13 protein-coding genes and 2 pseudogenes are annotated in these 16,817 nt (G+C 61.6%); 12 read left to right on the top strand and 3 right to left on the bottom strand.

The annotated features are described in order from the left end of the window. Positions 1-71 precede the first annotated feature (71 nt). The 4 genes from GKC70_RS09150 to GKC70_RS09135 all read left to right on the top strand — a co-directional run bounded on the left by GKC70_RS09150 (position 72) and on the right by GKC70_RS09135 (position 3,606). A complete protein-coding gene (locus GKC70_RS09150) occupies positions 72-1,703 on the top strand; it encodes a methyl-accepting chemotaxis protein (RefSeq protein WP_342651131.1) in 1,632 nt (543 codons plus the stop codon). 93 nt (positions 1,704-1,796) lie between these two features. Next, positions 1,797-2,309: a hypothetical protein gene (locus tag GKC70_RS09145; protein WP_342651130.1), complete on the top strand. Its 513-nt coding sequence runs from the start codon at positions 1,797-1,799 to the stop codon at positions 2,307-2,309. A gap of 178 nt (positions 2,310-2,487) precedes the next feature. Continuing rightward, a complete protein-coding gene (locus GKC70_RS09140) occupies positions 2,488-3,270 on the top strand; it encodes a DUF4253 domain-containing protein (RefSeq protein WP_342651129.1) in 783 nt (260 codons plus the stop codon). Between the two features lie 9 nt (positions 3,271-3,279). After that, entirely contained in the window at positions 3,280-3,606 is a 327-nt protein-coding gene (locus tag GKC70_RS09135) for a hypothetical protein (protein ID WP_342651128.1), read from the top strand. A gap of 17 nt (positions 3,607-3,623) precedes the next feature. Here the strand turns inward: GKC70_RS09135 and GKC70_RS09130 are convergent, their stop codons facing one another. Continuing rightward, entirely contained in the window at positions 3,624-4,865 is a 1,242-nt protein-coding gene (locus tag GKC70_RS09130) for a M20/M25/M40 family metallo-hydrolase (protein WP_342651127.1), read from the bottom strand. A 471-nt stretch (positions 4,866-5,336) separates the two neighbouring features. Here GKC70_RS09130 and GKC70_RS09125 point away from each other — a divergent pair, with 471 nt between their 5' ends. Both GKC70_RS09125 and GKC70_RS09120 read left to right on the top strand, forming a co-directional pair. After that, complete coding sequence (locus GKC70_RS09125; RefSeq protein ID WP_342651126.1) at positions 5,337-5,777, top strand: hypothetical protein; 441 nt, start codon at positions 5,337-5,339, stop codon at positions 5,775-5,777. A gap of 221 nt (positions 5,778-5,998) precedes the next feature. Then, positions 5,999-8,110 (top strand): EAL domain-containing protein, encoded by a 2,112-nt coding sequence (locus GKC70_RS09120; RefSeq protein ID WP_342651125.1) that lies wholly within the window; start codon positions 5,999-6,001, stop codon positions 8,108-8,110. On the opposite strand, the gene GKC70_RS09115 is transcribed toward GKC70_RS09120, so the two are convergent. Both GKC70_RS09115 and GKC70_RS09110 read right to left on the bottom strand, forming a co-directional pair. Beyond that, positions 8,094-8,678, bottom strand: coding sequence for a TonB-dependent receptor (locus GKC70_RS09115; protein WP_342651490.1), 585 nt, complete (start codon positions 8,676-8,678; stop codon positions 8,094-8,096). The genes GKC70_RS09120 and GKC70_RS09115 overlap by 17 nt on opposite strands. 137 nt (positions 8,679-8,815) lie before the next feature. After that, positions 8,816-9,946: pseudogene (locus GKC70_RS09110) on the bottom strand (TonB-dependent receptor); the annotation flags it as partial. A gap of 521 nt (positions 9,947-10,467) precedes the next feature. Here GKC70_RS09110 and GKC70_RS09105 point away from each other — a divergent pair. The 6 genes and pseudogenes from GKC70_RS09105 to GKC70_RS09080 form a co-directional block, all read left to right on the top strand. Beyond that, positions 10,468-12,018, top strand: coding sequence for a PAS domain-containing protein (locus tag GKC70_RS09105; protein WP_342651124.1), 1,551 nt, complete (start codon positions 10,468-10,470; stop codon positions 12,016-12,018). Positions 12,019-12,342: 324 nt separating this feature from the next. Further along, a complete protein-coding gene (speD, locus tag GKC70_RS09100) occupies positions 12,343-12,828 on the top strand; it encodes an adenosylmethionine decarboxylase (RefSeq protein ID WP_342651123.1) in 486 nt (161 codons plus the stop codon). Further along, positions 12,825-13,952, top strand: coding sequence for a spermidine synthase (locus tag GKC70_RS09095; protein ID WP_342651122.1), 1,128 nt, complete (start codon positions 12,825-12,827; stop codon positions 13,950-13,952). The genes speD and GKC70_RS09095 overlap by 4 nt, the downstream gene beginning before the upstream one ends. Position 13,953: 1 nt before the next feature. Then, positions 13,954-14,817 (top strand): hypothetical protein, encoded by an 864-nt coding sequence (locus GKC70_RS09090; RefSeq protein ID WP_342651121.1) that lies wholly within the window; start codon positions 13,954-13,956, stop codon positions 14,815-14,817. A gap of 16 nt (positions 14,818-14,833) precedes the next feature. Continuing rightward, positions 14,834-15,502: a response regulator gene (locus GKC70_RS09085; protein WP_342651120.1), complete on the top strand. Its 669-nt coding sequence runs from the start codon at positions 14,834-14,836 to the stop codon at positions 15,500-15,502. A 5-nt stretch (positions 15,503-15,507) separates the two neighbouring features. Then, positions 15,508-16,737, top strand: a pseudogene (locus GKC70_RS09080) (histidine kinase dimerization/phospho-acceptor domain-containing protein); the annotation flags it as partial. Positions 16,738-16,817: the final 80 nt, after the last annotated feature.

Genomic DNA, 16,817 nt, shown 5'->3' with positions numbered 1-16,817 from the left:
GTATCAAACAGCCACTACCCGCATTGCGCGGGGCGAGGCGATCCGTCCGTGCTTTCGGGAGCCCTCCTTCGATGTTTGCCAACCTCAGTCTTCGCAAAAAGCTCTACGCTAGCTTCGCGCTGATCTTGCTGATCATTCTGGTTCTGGTACTGGCCGCGCTGCGTGGCTTCGATCAGGTCAGCAGCAGCGTCAAGCGCAACATCCACAGCTATGAGGTACTGAACCAATCGGGCGCGGTACTGCGCAGCCTGATCGACATCGAGACCGGCATGCGCGGCTATGCCCTGACCGGCCAGGACAGCTTCCTGACGCCCATGCATGCAGGCGAAAAAGGCTTCACCGATTATCACGATCAAATCAAGGCGGCGACCGCCGACAATCCCGAGCAGCAGGCGCGCCTGGAGCGTCTGCAGGCGCTGTATGGGCAATGGCTACAGGACGATATCCAGTCCAGCCTGACCCTGCGCGAGCAGGTCAACCAAGGGGCTCAACCCTTCTCCGCACTGGCCGAGCAGATCGCCGCGGGCCGTGGTCGGGCGAAGATGGACGCCATGCGCGAAGTGATCGGCGAACTGCGCGCCAGCGAGAAAGCCCTGCAAGACCAGCGCACCGCGTCGATGAACGACGCCAAGCGCGATGCGGTCGCGATCCTGATTGGCGGCGGCCTGGCCGCCGTGGTGCTGGCGATGCTCATCGCCTGGTCGCTGTCGGGCAACCTCAGTCGCCGCCTGGGTCAAGCGCTTGACGTTGCCCAGCGCATCGCCGAAGGACGTCTGGACAACGCCATCGACGGCAGCGGACGTGACGAGATCGGCACTCTGCTGCAGGCACTGTCCGTGATGCAGGCCCGCTTGCGCAGCATGATCGGTGAGATCCGTCAGGGCGCGGAGCAGTTGGTCAGCGCCTCGCAGAGCATCTCCAGCGCCTCGCTGCAGTTGTCGGCTTCGGCCCAGGAACAGTCGCATTCGGCGTCGTCCATGGCAGCCACGGTGGAGCAGCTCACCGTCAGCATCAATCACGTCGCCGACAACGCTGGCGATGCCCACGCGCTGTCCAGCGAGTCGGGACGGCAATCCACCGAAGGCGGCAGCGTGATTCAGGAGACCCTGCAGAGCATGCGCCTGATCGCGGACACGGTGCAGGCCTCGGCCGGCCAGATCGGCGAACTGGACCAGCACGCCGAACAGATCTCCAGCATCGTCGGGGTGATCAAGAGCATCGCCGAGCAGACCAATCTACTGGCGCTGAATGCGGCCATCGAAGCGGCACGGGCCGGTGAGCAGGGCCGCGGCTTCGCGGTGGTCGCCGATGAAGTGCGCTTGCTGGCGCAGCGCACCGCCAACTCCACCCAGGAAATCACCGACATGGTGAAGAAGATCCAGCTCGGCACCCGCGATGCGGTGAGCAGCATGGATGTGGGGGTGGAGCAGGTCAAAGGCGGCGTGGCCCTGGCGCAACAGGCCGGCGAAGCGATCGTCACCATACGCCAGTCCTCCGCCGACGTGGTCCGTGTGGTCGACCAGATCTCCCTGGCCCTGCGCGAACAGACCGCCGCCAGCCAGGATGTGGCGCGTAACGTCGAGCGCATCGCCCAGATGTCGCAACACAATAGCCAGGCGGTGGAGCAGACCAGCGAAACGGCGGGCGCGCTGCAGCGTCTGGCCCAAGGACTGGAGCAGCAGGTGAATGTGTTCGTGCTGTGAGTTCGACGGCGCTGCGGTCCGAGCACAGCGTTGCAGCGCGTTCGGACCGCTGCTAGCCTCGGCCCGGCGCTGTCGAGTTCATCAAGGTTACCCATGAGTCATCGCGATCGCCTGGAAGCGACCTGCCCCCATTGCCAGGGGCAGGCCCTGTTCATCGAACCCTTCGAATTCACCACCGTTCTGCCGACCGATCGACCGGCACGTCGCTGGGGCGGCTGGTACGTGGTGGAGCGCTACCCGCAGTTGCTGCCATGGCAGGCGCCTGCCGGCAGCTCCAGCCAGCACCTGCTGCACGGTTCGAGCCACGGGCAGGGTTACGTGCCCCTCACCCGTGGCGTGGTCGAATGCCAGACGTGCCAGGCGCCTTTCGTTCACTTGCTGAACTGGCCCCAGGACGCCTGGTGGCAATGGTCGGTTCGCGGCAGGCTGCTCTGGGCCTGGGACCGAGACCATGCCCGGCGAATCGTCGAGTACGTGCGTGCCACCGATCGACCTCGGCGCGGTGTCTACGGCGACATCGCCAACCTGCCCGCCTACTTTCTCGCCGCCAAGCAGCGCGACACGGTGATCAAACTCATCGAGCGCACGCTGAACGCCACCCACTAGTGCGCCGCCCACAGGCTTCAGTGACAGGCGGCACTGGCGCTTGTGATTGCTGAACAATCTGTTGTGCGCCCTGGCCAGTGCCGTTGCCAGGCGGGCCGTGGTTTCGTTCAATGGCGCAGCCGGTTCCTTACCGGCACGGATTCAGACAGAACCATGAACACCCCGCGGAGCAGGCGCAATGATCATTCAGTTTCTTGGCAACGACAGCGCCCACAACCCGTCTTCGCGCACGTGCGATGCCTACCGCCTCGACGGCCTGACGCGCATGGACGAACTGTCGGCAGCAGGCCGCGAGATCGCTGCCCGTCACTCAGGCTGCACAGTGCTGTTTTCGCTGGATGACTTGCCCCAAGCGCTCTACACCAGCGGCCATGCACGGCTGTCTTCGAATCTCGACGCCATGAGCGAGGCGGATCTGGGGCAATTGCCGCCCGAGTGCTTCGAGAACGGCCAGTACCTGGGTTACACCACCACCAAGGCAGAGTTCGCCCCTTGCCTGCGCATTCTTCTGCGCCAGGCGGATGCCCTCTCGTTCGAGGCCCTTTGTGCCCATGGCCTGACCCTGGATGACGCCGCGCTGGAGCATTGGCTGGCCTATCAAGCCAAACCGCTGATGCTGATCGATCAGCCCATGCTCGCGCTGGCGGCGCCAGTCGAGCAGCCTTGGCAGGCCCTGGCCGCGTTCCCCAATGGCTACTTCGAAAGCGACTTGGACCCTGCGCAGAACTGCGCGCTGGCCCGGCACCTGCAACAGACACACGGTTATACTCTGATGGGGGTCGGTGCCTCGTACTTGGGCTTCACACGGGCCGAAGCGCCTGATGCAGCGCAAGCAGCGCGCGTTGCGGCAGACCTGTGCGCGCTGTACAACGTTCCGGCTGAACAGCGCCATGTACGACTGGACGCGCTGCGCGCCGGTATCGAGGGACGTTCGCACCTGTGGGTGCGCTATGTGGAGTGATCACTGCCGATGAATGCGGATACCCAGGCACTGGTGCATGTACTCGAACGCTTGGCCCTGTTGCTCGAAGGCGATGGCGACCAGCACTGGAGTCAATGGATGCGCCGGGCACGGACCCGTCTGCTCGCCGGTGACGGCGGCGGCGCGGAGTTTCTGCTATCAGCCTACGGCGGCATGGGTTCGTTCAATGATGTGGTCCTCGGGCAGCATTACGACAGCAACGGCTTTTCCTGGAAGCCAGGGCATGTCGAGTTGAATGATCGATTCGACGAACTACGTGGGGCGGCCTACACCTTGGCCCAGCAGATACGCCGCTCGCGCGCAGACACGCCCTGACCTCTCTCGCAATGCCGTCAGGGCGCTGTGGCAGACAGCTGCCGGATCATCGAGACGGTCAGGTACAGTCTCGGGGCGATACTCGACAGCTCGATGTATTCATCCTCGGCATGCAGGCCGGCCCCCACCACACCCAACGTCTCCAACACCGCCGGCTTGGCGCTGCCCGGCACATAGGCATAGCCGGCGTCGGTACCAAAGCGCATGGCGATGGGTTCGATACGCTTGTCGATCTGTCCGTAGAGCTTCTCGGCAGTCTTGGCCAGTTGCTCGGAACCGGCGTTTCTCGCCAGTGGCGGCCGCCCCTTGTCCAGACGCAGGCTGACTTCGGTGCCCTCGATCAATTGCGTGCGCACGATGCGTTGGGCATCGGCCAGCACCCGCTCGCTTTCACTCACGTCCGAGTAGCGCATATCGGCCTCGGCCGAGGCGCTGTCGGGAATGATGTTGCGCTTGTCTCCAGCCCTGAGCATCGTCCAGTTGACGGTGGTGCCCTTGGCGGGATCGCCGAGGTCCTTGAGTTGCAGCAACTGGTGCGCCAGTTCCATGGCGGCATTGCGGCCGGCTTCGGGTGCGGAGCCTGCGTGGGACGACGCTCCCTTGACCTGCAGCAGCAAGCCGTTGATGCCGTTGGTGGCAACCGTCACGGCATCTTTGTCCGGTGGCTCGTACGAGAACACGTAGTCATGCTGGCGAGCGAGTTCAGCGATGAGCGCTTTCGAACCGGCCGAACCGGTTTCCTCGTCCGGGTTGAACAGCACGGTCAGCGTGCCGAAGCCTTTGAACTGCTCGTCCTGCAGCAGCTTCAGCGCATGCAGGATCATCGCCACCCCGCCTTTGGCATCGGCCACGCCAGGACCATAGGCACGATCGCCGGCCACCTTGAACGGCCGCTTGGCTGCCGTGCCTGGCAGGAACACCGTGTCGTAGTGAACCATCAGCAGAAACGACTGGCTGCCCGTGCCTTTGAGCGTGCCGACAATGTTGTCGCCCGCAGAAGGATTGGCTGAGCGAGTCTGCACGTCGGCACCCAGCGCCTTGAGGCGTTCGACCAGCAGGTTGGTGACGGTCTTCAGGCCTGTGGCCTGTCCGGTACCGGTGTCGACATCGACCAATTGCTGCACGGTGGCCAGATAGGCTTGCTGCTCGGCATGGGCATGCTCGAGGCGTTGTGCGGGCGTAAAATCGGTGGCAAGTGCATAAAGCGGCAGGCACGCAAGGCTAATGATGGCGCCACCTATTGAGCGTGGAGTAAGCATTTTCGATCCTTAATAAAAGTTACGAACATGCAGTGTTGACCACGCCCCGTTTTGACGCCAGTTTATTGGCTCAACTCACTGGATACATAAATCGTTACATAATCTGCTTCATTAACTAGGGTGCACAAAAGACTAAGATGCGAGTGATAATCACGCGGTTAAAAAAATAAAAAGAATGGAACGATTACTGAAGTGCCATTATCGAATTCTGCTGCTGATCATCCCACCAGCGAAGCGTTCGATCCTCCAGGGTCGACGCAGCGCGGTCATGTGCCCTCTCAAAAGCAGGGTACGTGGCGGATGGCGATTGACTGAATAATGACTGCCCACTCCGTTCAAGTATTGAGCTGACACCCAACTGCACAGCACTCGCCATGGAAGAAGGTGGGACGAATGTGCAAACCTAAAAGTATTCATGAGATGAATGTCCCTTCAGCCGATCATCGCCGATCGAATTTGCTAAGTGCCGAGATGGCCGAGATAGACAAGAACGAATCCATTACCGCCGTATTGCAACTTGCTGCACAATTGACCGGCGTGCGCTACCTGGCGCTGCGCAAGTCGAACCCCTCGCTCTGGCTCGGCTTCATGGAGAACCGCCAGATCGAATTGAGCTTCCATGGTCAGACCACTGCCGTGTCGCAACTCGAGGCACTCGACAAGCTGCTGGGCAGCAGCGACCCGTCGCTGACCTCGGCGCCTGCCAAGTGGACGCCGCAGCCCCTGGCTGCGTTTGGCGCATCCACCATCGAAGGGTTGTTCACCACGCCGATTCATACCATCGACGGCACCAAGCTGGGCCTGTTGGTGGCCGCCAGCGATCTACCGCTGGGCCGACTGGAGGCCGAAGCCATTCAGAAAAACCTGAAATTGGTTGCCCGATTGACGGCCAGCATGAGGTCGGTGTTCTGAATACGACAGCGCCGACTCAGCGCTAGGCAGCAAAACGGCGCGCGCATACGCTCATCCCCTCCATCATGAGGCGTGAGCAGGTCGCCACTTGATCGAGAACTTATTGCAAGGTTGTGCAACCCCCATAGACGCAATCGATTTACCAGGACAAACGATTCAACCGATAATGGCCAGACGCTATCGCCGCGTTCACGGCGATTTTTCCTACGTCTCGGTATCCTATGCTTCCCAGCAGCTACAACCCCGTCCTGGTAGCGTTCTCTTTGATTGTCGCCATTCTCGCCTCCTACACGGCGCTCAGAATGGCAGGACGGGTTGCCAGCTCGACGGGCAAGGCCGCAGGGCTTTGGTTGGCCGGTGGCTCCTTTGCCATGGGCTTCGGTATCTGGGCGATGCACTTCATCGGCATGCTTGCCTTCGATCTGCCAATTCCTCTGGGCTATGACATTCCGCTGACCCTGCTGTCACTGCTCATCGCGGTATTTTCCTCGGCCTTCGCGCTGTGGCTGGTATGCCAGAAAAACCTGCCGTGGATTCGCCTGGTGCTCGGCGGCCTGCTGATGGGCGCCGGCATCGCGGCCATGCACTACACCGGCATGGCCGCCCTGCTGATGCGACCAAGCGTGATCTACATCCCGTGGATCTTCATGCTGTCGATCCTGATCGCGGTGCTGGCCTCGGGCGCAGCGTTATGGATCGTTTTTCGCCTGCGCAAGGGAGCCCGCGGCGAAGCCTGGGCCCGTATCGGCGCCTCGCTGCTCATGGGCTGCGCCATCGTCGGTATGCACTACACCGGCATGGCAGCGGCGCAGTTTCCACTGGGCAGCTACTGCGAAGCGTCCAATAGCGGTATCGACGTCAAATGGCTTGCCGTCGTCGTGATCGTCGTCAGCCTGGCCGTGCTGGCAATCGCGCTGATCGTGTCCGTGCTCGATGTGCGCAGCAACTTGCTGTCCCTCTCACTGGATCAGGCCAACAGCGAGCTGCTGCAACTGGCGCTGCACGACAACCTGACCCGCCTGCCCAATCGACTGCTGCTCAACGACCGCCTCAACCAGGCCATTCACAAGGCCACGCCGCATCAAGACCCGTTCTCGGTGTTGCTGATGGACCTGGATGGCTTCAAGGCCGTGAACGATGCTTATGGGCATCATGTGGGCGATCTTCTGCTGGTGCAGGTGTCCGAGCGCATCCTGGCCAGCAAGCGGCCGGAGGACACGGCTGCGCGCCTGGGTGGCGACGAGTTCGTATTCCTGATTCACCACCGCGAACCCGAAGACGCCGCGTTGTTCGCCCAGCAACTGGTCGAGTCGATTGGCCGCCCCTACAGCCTCGAAGGTCATGTCCTGCATATCTCGGCCAGCATCGGGATTGCGTTGTTTCCCGACAACGGCCTGACGGCCCACGAACTGATGGTCAATGCCGACGCAGCGATGTACCACGCCAAGGAACTGGGACGTGCGGGGTACTGCTTCTTCGAACGCACCATGAACAAGAACGCCCATGAACAGATGCAGCTTCAGCACGACCTGCGCCTGGCGCTGGAACGTGGTGAGTTCGTTCTGCACTACCAGCCCAAGTTCGTCGCCGCTGACGGCCATATGGTCGGTGTCGAAGCCTTGGTGCGCTGGAACCGTCCAGGCTCGGGGTTAGTACCGCCGGACCGCTTCTTGCCGCATGCCGAACGAACCGGGCTGATCATACCGATCGGCAACTGGGTGATCGATGAAGCCTGTCGGCAGATGCGCCAATGGCACGATCAAGGCCATGACGGTTGGAGCGTGGCGGTGAACCTGTCGACGATTCAGCTGGCCCAGGCCGACCTACTGGGGGTGGTGCGCACCGCACTGGAAAAATACGCGCTGGCGCCGCGGCACCTGGTGTTGGAAGTGACCGAGTCCACCGCCATGCGCAACGCCGAAGCCAGCCTGGAGATCCTCGACAAGCTGGCCGAACTCGGCGTGAACATCTCCATCGACGACTTCGGCACCGGCTACTCCAGCCTGCTCTACCTCAAGCGCTTTCCGGCCAACGAGCTGAAGATCGATCGCGGTTTCGTCAAGGAGCTGGTCCAGGGCAACGAAGACGAGGCAATCGTTTCGGCCATCATCGCCCTGGGTCAGACGCTGAGCATGAAGATCGTCGCCGAAGGCGTGGAAACCCTGGAGCAGCAAGCGTTGCTCACGCGACTGGGCTGCCATGCCCTGCAAGGCTATCTGTTGGGCAAACCGCTGCCGGCGGCGCAACTGCCCGAGGCGCTCGCCGCACAAGGGCGACTCCCCCTGGCAGCAAGCCCTGGTGACGACAGCGCGTCGATCACAGCTTCATGTTGAGCGAGACGAACGCCGAACGACCCGGTGCCGGTGAGAACATCGCCTGGTCGTCGCCGCCCCAGAAGAAGTTGTCGTACCAGACGTATTCGTATTGACGGTCCAGCAGGTTCTTGACCTGCAGATCGACGCTGGTGGAGGGGCTGAGGCGATAGCTGACGCTGGCGTCCACCACCACGAAACCGCCGTACTTGCCCTGCTCGTTCAGCTCGTCGATGTAGTAGCTGCCCTGCGCCCGGCCTTGTACGCCGAACTTCCAGTCGTCGTTGTAGCGATAGTCGGCGCCTAGGTTGCTGATGTAGCGCGGGGTGGAGAACACCTGTTTACCCGACAGCGATTGGCCGGACGCCGAGAATGCCTTGACCACCTTGGCTTCCTGGATGGCGTGTGAAGCCCACACCGTCCACTGTTCGTCCAACTGCGCGCTGATCTGCATGTCCACACCGCGCCGACGGGTCTCGCCCAGCCCAACCGTGGTGCCGGTGCTGGGCATGTTCGCCACTTCGTCGGTGGCATCCTGTTGCCACAGCGCAACGCGTGCCTGCGCGCCCGGGAATGGTTGGAACTTGATGCCGACCTCCTTGCCCGTATTGATCGATGGATCGTAGGACGTCTGCCCCGGGTCATGTAGGCCGGTGCGGTGGAGCCGGTGAGAATCTGGAAGGTGCGCCCCCAGTTGGCGTACACGTCGATCTCGGGGGTGAGGCTGTAGATCACGCTCAGCTTGGGCTGACGAATCCAGCCGTAGTCCTGCAGCGAGGCCTTGGCGCCACCGAGCAGCTCGGTGTTGCCGGAGAATTTATCGACACGCATCGCCGGGATGATCTTCAGCGCGTCGGTGGGCTGGATCACGGCTTGCACGTAACCGCCGATGTTGCGCAGGGTGTAGCTGTCATCATTCTGCACGCGGGCGGGCCTGACATCGAAGTCGGTCGGCACACCATAGCTGTAGCGCAGGCGACGGTACGCGTTGTCCTGTTCTTCGTAGTTGATGCCGCCATCGAGCGTCAGGTGCTCATTGGCGCGCCAGGTCAGGTTGCTGAGCATGCCGCGCTGCTGTTCGTCCCACTGCCGACGTTGGCGCGGGGCATTGCCTGGACGGTAGTCGGTGAAGGTAATGGTGCGGTCGTCGTTGTAGCTGTTGTAGTACAGCTTGCTGCTCAGGCTCAGGTCGTCGTTGAGCTGCCAGTCGGTGTGCAGGCTCAACTGCTTCATGTCGCGGTCATCGCCATCGTTGCCGTTCTTGTCCGGTGACTGGGTGCGGCTGGCGTGCATCTGTTCGCGGGTGAGGAAACCGGGTTCCTGGGCCTGATGGTGGTACAGGCGGGCGATGAGGCCGACGCGGAAATTCTGTTCGTCGTTGCTGAGGAACCACTTGCCGCCCAGCGCGTACTTGTTGGAGTTGCTGTGGTCGCGGTAGCCGTCACTGTCCTGCTTGGCGAGGATGTAGTTCTGGGCGAAATTGCCCTCCTCGCGGCCGATTGCCAGTTGCACCTCACGGGTATCGAAGCTGCCGTAGGTGAGGCGACTGTCGGTGTAGTTACCGCCCTGGCGGGTGGCGAAGTTGATGTTGCCACCGATGTTGTGCAGCCCATAGCGCGGGTCGTTGGTGCCGCGCACCACTTCGATGTACTCGATGTCCAGCGGGAAGACCATGTCGATGAAACGCTGGTTGCCGCTATTGACGTTGCTTGGCACCCCATCGATGAGGGTTTTGATGCCGTTGATGTAGCCCTCACCATTGAACGCGCGGAACGTGACCTTGCCCGACTCCGCGCCCTGCCCGGTTTCGGTGAGTTGAATCCCCGGCATCTGTCCCAGCAGTTGCCAACTGTTCATCACGTTCTTGTCCTGGACCTGATCGCCACCCAGCACATCGACCGACGTCAGCACATTTTCGGTGCTCAAGGCGCTACCGACGCCGGCCGCAGCCGTATGGGTAATGTTCACATCGCCGAGGACGATGGTGGAATTGCCGGTCGGCTCGGCGAACAAGTCAGGGGAGACCATTGCCGTGAAGATGGCAAGGGAGGCCGGGGTGAATCGCATGGAAGCTCCTGGTGTGCGGGGTGCAGGCGCGGGTTGAGCGCACGTTATAGAGGGACAGGTCTAAGCCTGCTTTTCGAAAATACGTTATATCATAACGGTATCAATTCGATACGATTTAGCTCAGTTGGAAACGCTTGGCTGTTTTGAGTGACTAAGTCAATGGCAGATGGCTAGTGCCCGCCCAACGATGGGTGTAGATTGCGCCATGCTTTGCCCTTCACTGACGATGCCGGACACCTGGATGCCGAGTGCCGCCATGATGATTCCCCGCCCGTTCGCTCGACTCATCAATCCAACGCCGGATGCTCTCTATGCCCCACCTGTCGCCTGACGAAATCGTACGTGCCGCTCTGCAGATTTCGCATACCCGGCTGCGCAGACAGCATGAGTTGGTCGTTGGCTTTGCAGTGCAGGCGCTGACCCTGACCTCGCTCGATGACTTGCTGACACGAGCCTGTGAAACGGCGGCGCTGGGGATGGACACGCCCTTTGCCAAAGTCCTGCAACCCAACGACGACCACTCGGCCTTTCGCCTGACCCACGGAGTCGGCTGGAAGCCCGCCGACATCGGCAACGCGGCGGTCGGGTCCGACGAAGCCAGCCCAGCGGGCTATGCGTACACCACGAGCCGGCCGGTCATTTCCAACCACCTGGGTCAGGAGTTAAGGTTCAGAACCCCTGCCCTGCTCAACGAGTACGGCATCGAGCGGGCCATCAACGTTCCAGTGCGGGGCACAGCGGGCATCTTCGGCGTACTGGAGGCAGACAGCCGTGACGGCGATGACTTCATCGAGAGCGACGTGGTGTTTCTCGAGGGGCTGGCCAACATCATCTCGATGGCCGTCGAGCGTCTGGCGACGAAAGAAGAGGCCAATTCACCGCATGCCTATTCGGAAAGTGTGCTCAATGCCAGTCCCGACTGCGTGAAGATTCTCTCGCGCACCGGTGAAGTGGAGTTCTTCAACGAGGCGGGGTTGTGCCGGATGCAGATCCGCGACCTCGCCGACATCGCCGGCAAGCCGTGGATCGAACTGTGGCCTGAGTGCTCGAAACAGGTGATCGAGGACGCGCTGGTGCGCGTCAGTAATGGCGAATCGGTGCGCTTCGAATCGTTCTGCCCAACGGCCAGAGGCGAGCCACGATGGTGGGATGTCACGGCTGCTCCGGTGCTTGATTCGCACGGCGAGATCGACAAGATCATCGCGGTTTCAAGGGACATCACCGAGCGCCATGAGCAGGAAGTGCGGTTCGCCGCTTTGATCGAGGCGCAAAACACCAAACTCACCGAAAGCGGCCTGCATGTGGCCGAAACTCATCACCGTGTGAGAAACAGTCTACATCTGGTGAACAGTCTGTTGCTGCTGCAAGCCAATCTGTCGATGGAAGAAGCCGTCCAGACCCAACTGCAGATCGCGGCCAATCGGGTGATGACCATCGCCAATGTGCATGAACATCTGTATCAGGATGCTCACTGCGACGCCCTGAGTGCGCCGGCGTACTTGCGCTCATTGTTGTCCGATATCCGAACGGCCTTTGGCGAACCGCACATCGAGTGGTCGGTCGACGACTTCCAGTTGCCCCCGGAGCGCATGGCGCCGCTCGGACTGGTGGTCTCGGAACTGGTCACCAACGCGTTGAAGTATGGTCAAGGCAAGATCACCGTCACCATCGAGCGCGATGCCGAAGATGCACGCATCAAGGTCACGGACGAAGGCACCGGCTTTCCAGAGTCTTATCCGAAACCGAGCGGAACCGGGCTCGGCATGCGGTTGGTCAAGAGCTACTCCGGGTACGGGGAAGACGCCATTACCTTGGATCGCTCAAGTGGCTTGAGCAGTATCGAAGTGCGCTTCAAAGTGTGAGGCGACTGCTGTCTCAAGCCTGTTTAACTGAACTTTAGGCACCGGCCAAACTTGGCATCGCACCGGGTGCTCAATGTAAAGAACTGTGCGCAGTTTATGGCACGGCACTGTGCTGCGCCGATAACTTCATGCGCCTCTCCAACGTGGCGCCCAACACAAAAATATTTGCCGAGCACTAAAACGCGGATTCCTCCCGTTCGTGACCTTGAAAAGAACGTGCGTCGACGGCTTAAACTTTTCTTCATCCTCACCTTAAGGGTTCCTTAAGCAACGCCCCCCTAGCATGGCGCCGGTCATCACACCCACCTAGAACGGGACACGTCCATGTTGAATGAAGCCTCAGAAATCCGCCCGAGCTCTGCACTTGGAAAGCAACTGGTCATCGAACTTTACGACTGCAACGACGCACGTTTCGACGATATCAAATGGATCGAAGACAGCATGTTGCAGGCGGCCCGCGAAGCCAACGCGACGATCGTCACCTCAACCTTCCACAAGTTCAGCCCTATCGGAATTTCCGGCGTGGTGGTCATCGCCGAATCGCACCTGGCCATCCACACCTGGCCTGAATACAAGTACGCCGCCATCGACGTCTTCACCTGCGGCGATGTACTCGACGGCGCCCAGGCCGTGCGCGTGCTGAGCGAGCGGCTGGGCAGCCAGCGTCACATCATTTCCAGCATGGACCGCGGGCTGGAAGGGCACCGTGTGGGCATGGTCAACCGTACCCTGAGCGGTGCAGGCGCGATCAACGACGACAGCCCGACGCTGCGCTGGGCCATCGGCTCGGAGCTAGGGGGCGCACAATGAGTTCGCTCAACGATCAGCCTGCCCGCGCGCAACAGATCGACCCGGACCGCTATGACGTCGACCTGAAGTACCTGGTCCCCGAGGACGTCGCCGGCACCCTGCCCGCACTGCCACCGAACCACTTCTACTTCTACCCGCCAGACCCTTCGCGCGAAGGCGACAGCGCGATCACGGCCCTGGAAAACAGCGATCTGTTCGACAGCTATCTCTATGGCGTGCGTCGGGTGCTTTACCAGGGCCGTACGGCCTGGCAGAACATCCTGATCGCCGACACTTACAACTACGGCCGCGTGTTGATGATCGATGGTGCGATCCAGAGCGCTGCCAGCGACGAGTCGCTGTACCACGAGCTGCTGGTGCAGCCGGCGATGCTGGCCCACGATGAGCCGCGCGAAGTCCTGATCATCGGCGGCGGCGAAGGCGCCACGTTGCGTGAAGTGCTGTCGCACGCCAGTGTCCGCCGCGCGGTGATGGTCGATCTGGACCAAGAGCTGGTGGAGCTGTGCCGAGCCCATATGTTCCAGTGGCACCAGGGCGCGTTCGACGACCCTCGCTGTGAGTTGGTGACGGCCGATGGCAGGGCTTACCTGGAAAATGACGCGTCGCTGTACGACGTGGTCATCATCGATGTCGTCGACATGCTCGACAACGGTCCGGCGCAGGCGCTGTACACGCGCCAGTTCTACGAGCTGCTGCATTCGCGCCTGCGCCCGGGCGGCGTGGTCGCGGTGCAAGGCCTGGAATTCTCCCACAGCGACGACAAACCCCATGCGGCACTGTCGCGCACGCTGCGCAGCGTCTTCAGTCAGGTCCACAGCTACCGCGCTGCGGTACCCTCGTTCCTGGCGTCGTGGGGCTTCCTGCTGGCGTCGGACTGGGTGGACCCTGCTCACTGGCAGGCCGCCGATCTGGACCGTCGCATCGAGCGCAAGCTCGGCCTGACCTGGCTGGACCACCTTGAAGGGGACTACCTCAAGGCGTGCTTCGTGATGGACAAGGAAACACGCTTCCTGATGGCTCAGCCCGGGCCGTTGCTGGAAGACGGCGTCACCTTCGTCGCCCCGCCCGACATCGAGGAAATCGAGTTCGGACCGACTCAGTTCCCAGCCCTCAAGGCCTATTGAAATGACCGCGCCACACGCCCTGCCGGCCGCAGACCTGTCCACGCCCAGCGCTTGCGTGCTGCATCGGGTGAAGTTCATGCCAGGCGTTGCCGTGCAGGCATCGGCGTCGCAGTGCCTAGCGCAGTTCGACGATCCGTACCCGACGCACGCCGCCCTGCTGCAACGTACCCCCATGACCGCCCTGCAGGCCTTGCCTGAAGACAGTGCAGCGGAGGAACTGCTGGTGGTGTTTGCGGCGGCCGGCCTGCAGACCAGTCACGCCTGGCGCCAGCACCTGGAAGCCTGGATGAGGACCGACGAGGACGCCGATCAGCCAACACTGGAGACGATGTCCTTTGGCGAGCGCATACTCTGGCGGCCTGGCCGAGCGCTGATTATCGGCAACCAAGAGCGCTGCACGGAACTGCTCGCCGGGATCGTCGCCTTCAGTTGGTACGAAGGTGGCTTGCGGCGTTTGGAAACGGAGATCGCGGCCTCCTGGAGCACCGCCGATGACGACATCGAACTGACCCAGTTGCCGCAGAAACGGCACCAGGCCCGCGCACGCCACGTCGATGCGTGCGTGACACGGACCACGCGTTGGCGTATCGCCTACACGCGTCTGGAAACCCGCCTGGAAAAAGCGCCCACGGGCCTGAGCAGTGCGATGCGCAGGCTCTACAATGAGCTGGCCATGCAAACTGAAGTGCACGATCGTCTGGTCAGCGTCGACGATCGCATCGAAGTGCTGCAGGACCTGTACGAACTGGCCACCGATCGACTCAGCGAGCATCGCCATGTGCTTGAGGAGCTGCGCGTGGAGTGGTTGATCGTGGCGCTGTTGCTGGCAGAGGCGGCGCTGAGTATCTGGGGATTGCTGACGTAGCGAAGAAGGCTAGAGCATGCGCGTACTACTCGTTGAAGATGACTTGCTGTTGGGCGATGGCATTCAGTTAGGTCTGCGCCAGGAAGGCGACCGGGTCGAATGGTTGACCGACGGCTTGCTGGCCAAACAGGCGCTGGCGACCGATGAGTTCGACCTGGTGATTCTCGACATCGGTTTGCCACGATGCAGTGGCCTGGAGGTGCTGCATGAACTGCGCAACCGCGGCTCCAAAGTGCCGGTCTTGCTGCTCACGGCCAGGGATGAAGTGGCCGACCGCGTGAAGGGGCTCGATTACGGCGCCGACGACTACCTGACCAAGCCCTTCGACTTCGAAGAATTGCTGGCCCGCATCCGCGCCCTGGCACGTCGCGCGCTGGGCCGTGCAGTGCCGCAACTGATCCACGGCAACCTGTGCCTGGACCCTTCGACGCATACCGTGACGGTGGACGACGACCCGATCAACCTCGCACCGCGCGAATATGCACTGTTGCGTCTGCTGCTGGAGAACAAAGGCAAGGTGCTGTCGCGCGCTCAACTGGAGAGCAAGCTGTATGGCTGGAGCGGAGATGTCGAAAGTAACGCCATCGAAGTTCACGTGCACCACGTACGACGCAAAACTAACAACAGCTTAATCCGGACCGTGCGCGGAATGGGATATACCATCGCCGAAGAGAACATGGGCTAGCGTCGATGCACGTCGGATCGTTCAAGTCATTCAGTCGCACAACGACGCACAAGCCGTCGGTGCGCAGGCTCTTGCTGGCGTGGTTGCTAGGCAGCTTCGTCGTGACCTGGTTGATGGTGATCGCCTTCACCTACTACTTGTCCACGAACAAGATCGAGCGCTTCTTCGATGAGGACATGCTCGACTTTGGTCAGGCTGCGCTCAACATCCTGTCGGTTGCCACCCGCGATGAGCGACTTGGCCGCAGCGCAGACGTCACGCAACAGACCATCGAAGCTAGCCGCGAAGCGATCAAAGGCCTGCCCCTGCTGCATCGAGGCGGGGTACTGGCCTATACGCTGTGGCAAAACGGCGAGGCGGTGCTATCGAGCGCCAACATGCCCGAAGGTTTCATTCACGCCCCGGACGGCTTCAGCTCGCTCAAGACGGCGAATGCCCAGTGGCGCGTGCTGAACATGCAGCAAGGCGAGATGAACGTGTGGGTCGGTGAGAACATCAGCTATCGCCGCCATACCATCAACACACTGCTGATCTATGCCCTGTTTCCTCTACTGCCGGCCTTTCCCCTACTGGCGTTGATGATCTGGTTCAGCGTCTCCCGTGGCTTGTCGCCGCTGCAGGCGATGCAGGAAGAAGTGCACAAGCGCTCCGATCGGAACCTCGAGCCGATTGCCCTGACCCGTGTGCCCGTCGAGGTCCATGGGCTGGTCGGCGAACTCAACCTGCTGCTCGAGCGTCTACGCAACGCGCTGGAGGCCGAGCGCCGCCTGACGGGTGATGCCGCCCACGAAATCCGCACCCCACTCGCCGCCTTGCGCACCCATGTACAAGTGGTGCTGCGCTCCACCGATCCTCAGTTCCAGGCGCACGGCCTGCAGCAAATCAACCGCAGCGTGACCCGTATCACCACACTGATGGAGCAGATTCTGCTGCTGGCGCGCTTGGACAGCGATGCCTTGATCGAAGAATTCTACCCGGTGGACTTGTCGACCGTGGCCGAGGCGGTGGAGGCCGATCTTGCGGTTCAGGCCTTCGACAAACGCATCAGCCTGTCGCTCGATCAAACGCCCGTCAGGATCATCGGTATCGAAGTGTGGCTGAAGATTTTGCTGAGAAACCTGGTGAGTAATGCGATTCGCTATACGCCTGCCGGTGGCCATGTCAGCGTGCGGGTCGAGCACCATGACCCGCATGCCGTGGTGTCGGTCATGGACGATGGTCCGGGGATCACGGCCGAAGAGGAAAAGGTGATCTTCAAACGGTTCTATCGGGGCACTGCGGCCTCAGGGATGGGCAAGGCAGTGGGCTGGGCTTG

The sequence above is a fragment of the Pseudomonas sp. REB1044 genome (assembly GCF_038813925.1).
GTDB classification, from domain to species: Bacteria; Pseudomonadota; Gammaproteobacteria; order Pseudomonadales; family Pseudomonadaceae; genus Aquipseudomonas; species Aquipseudomonas boreofloridensis.
The sequence above is the reverse complement of the archived record's forward strand: the minus strand, read 5'-3'. Positions and strand labels throughout refer to the sequence as shown.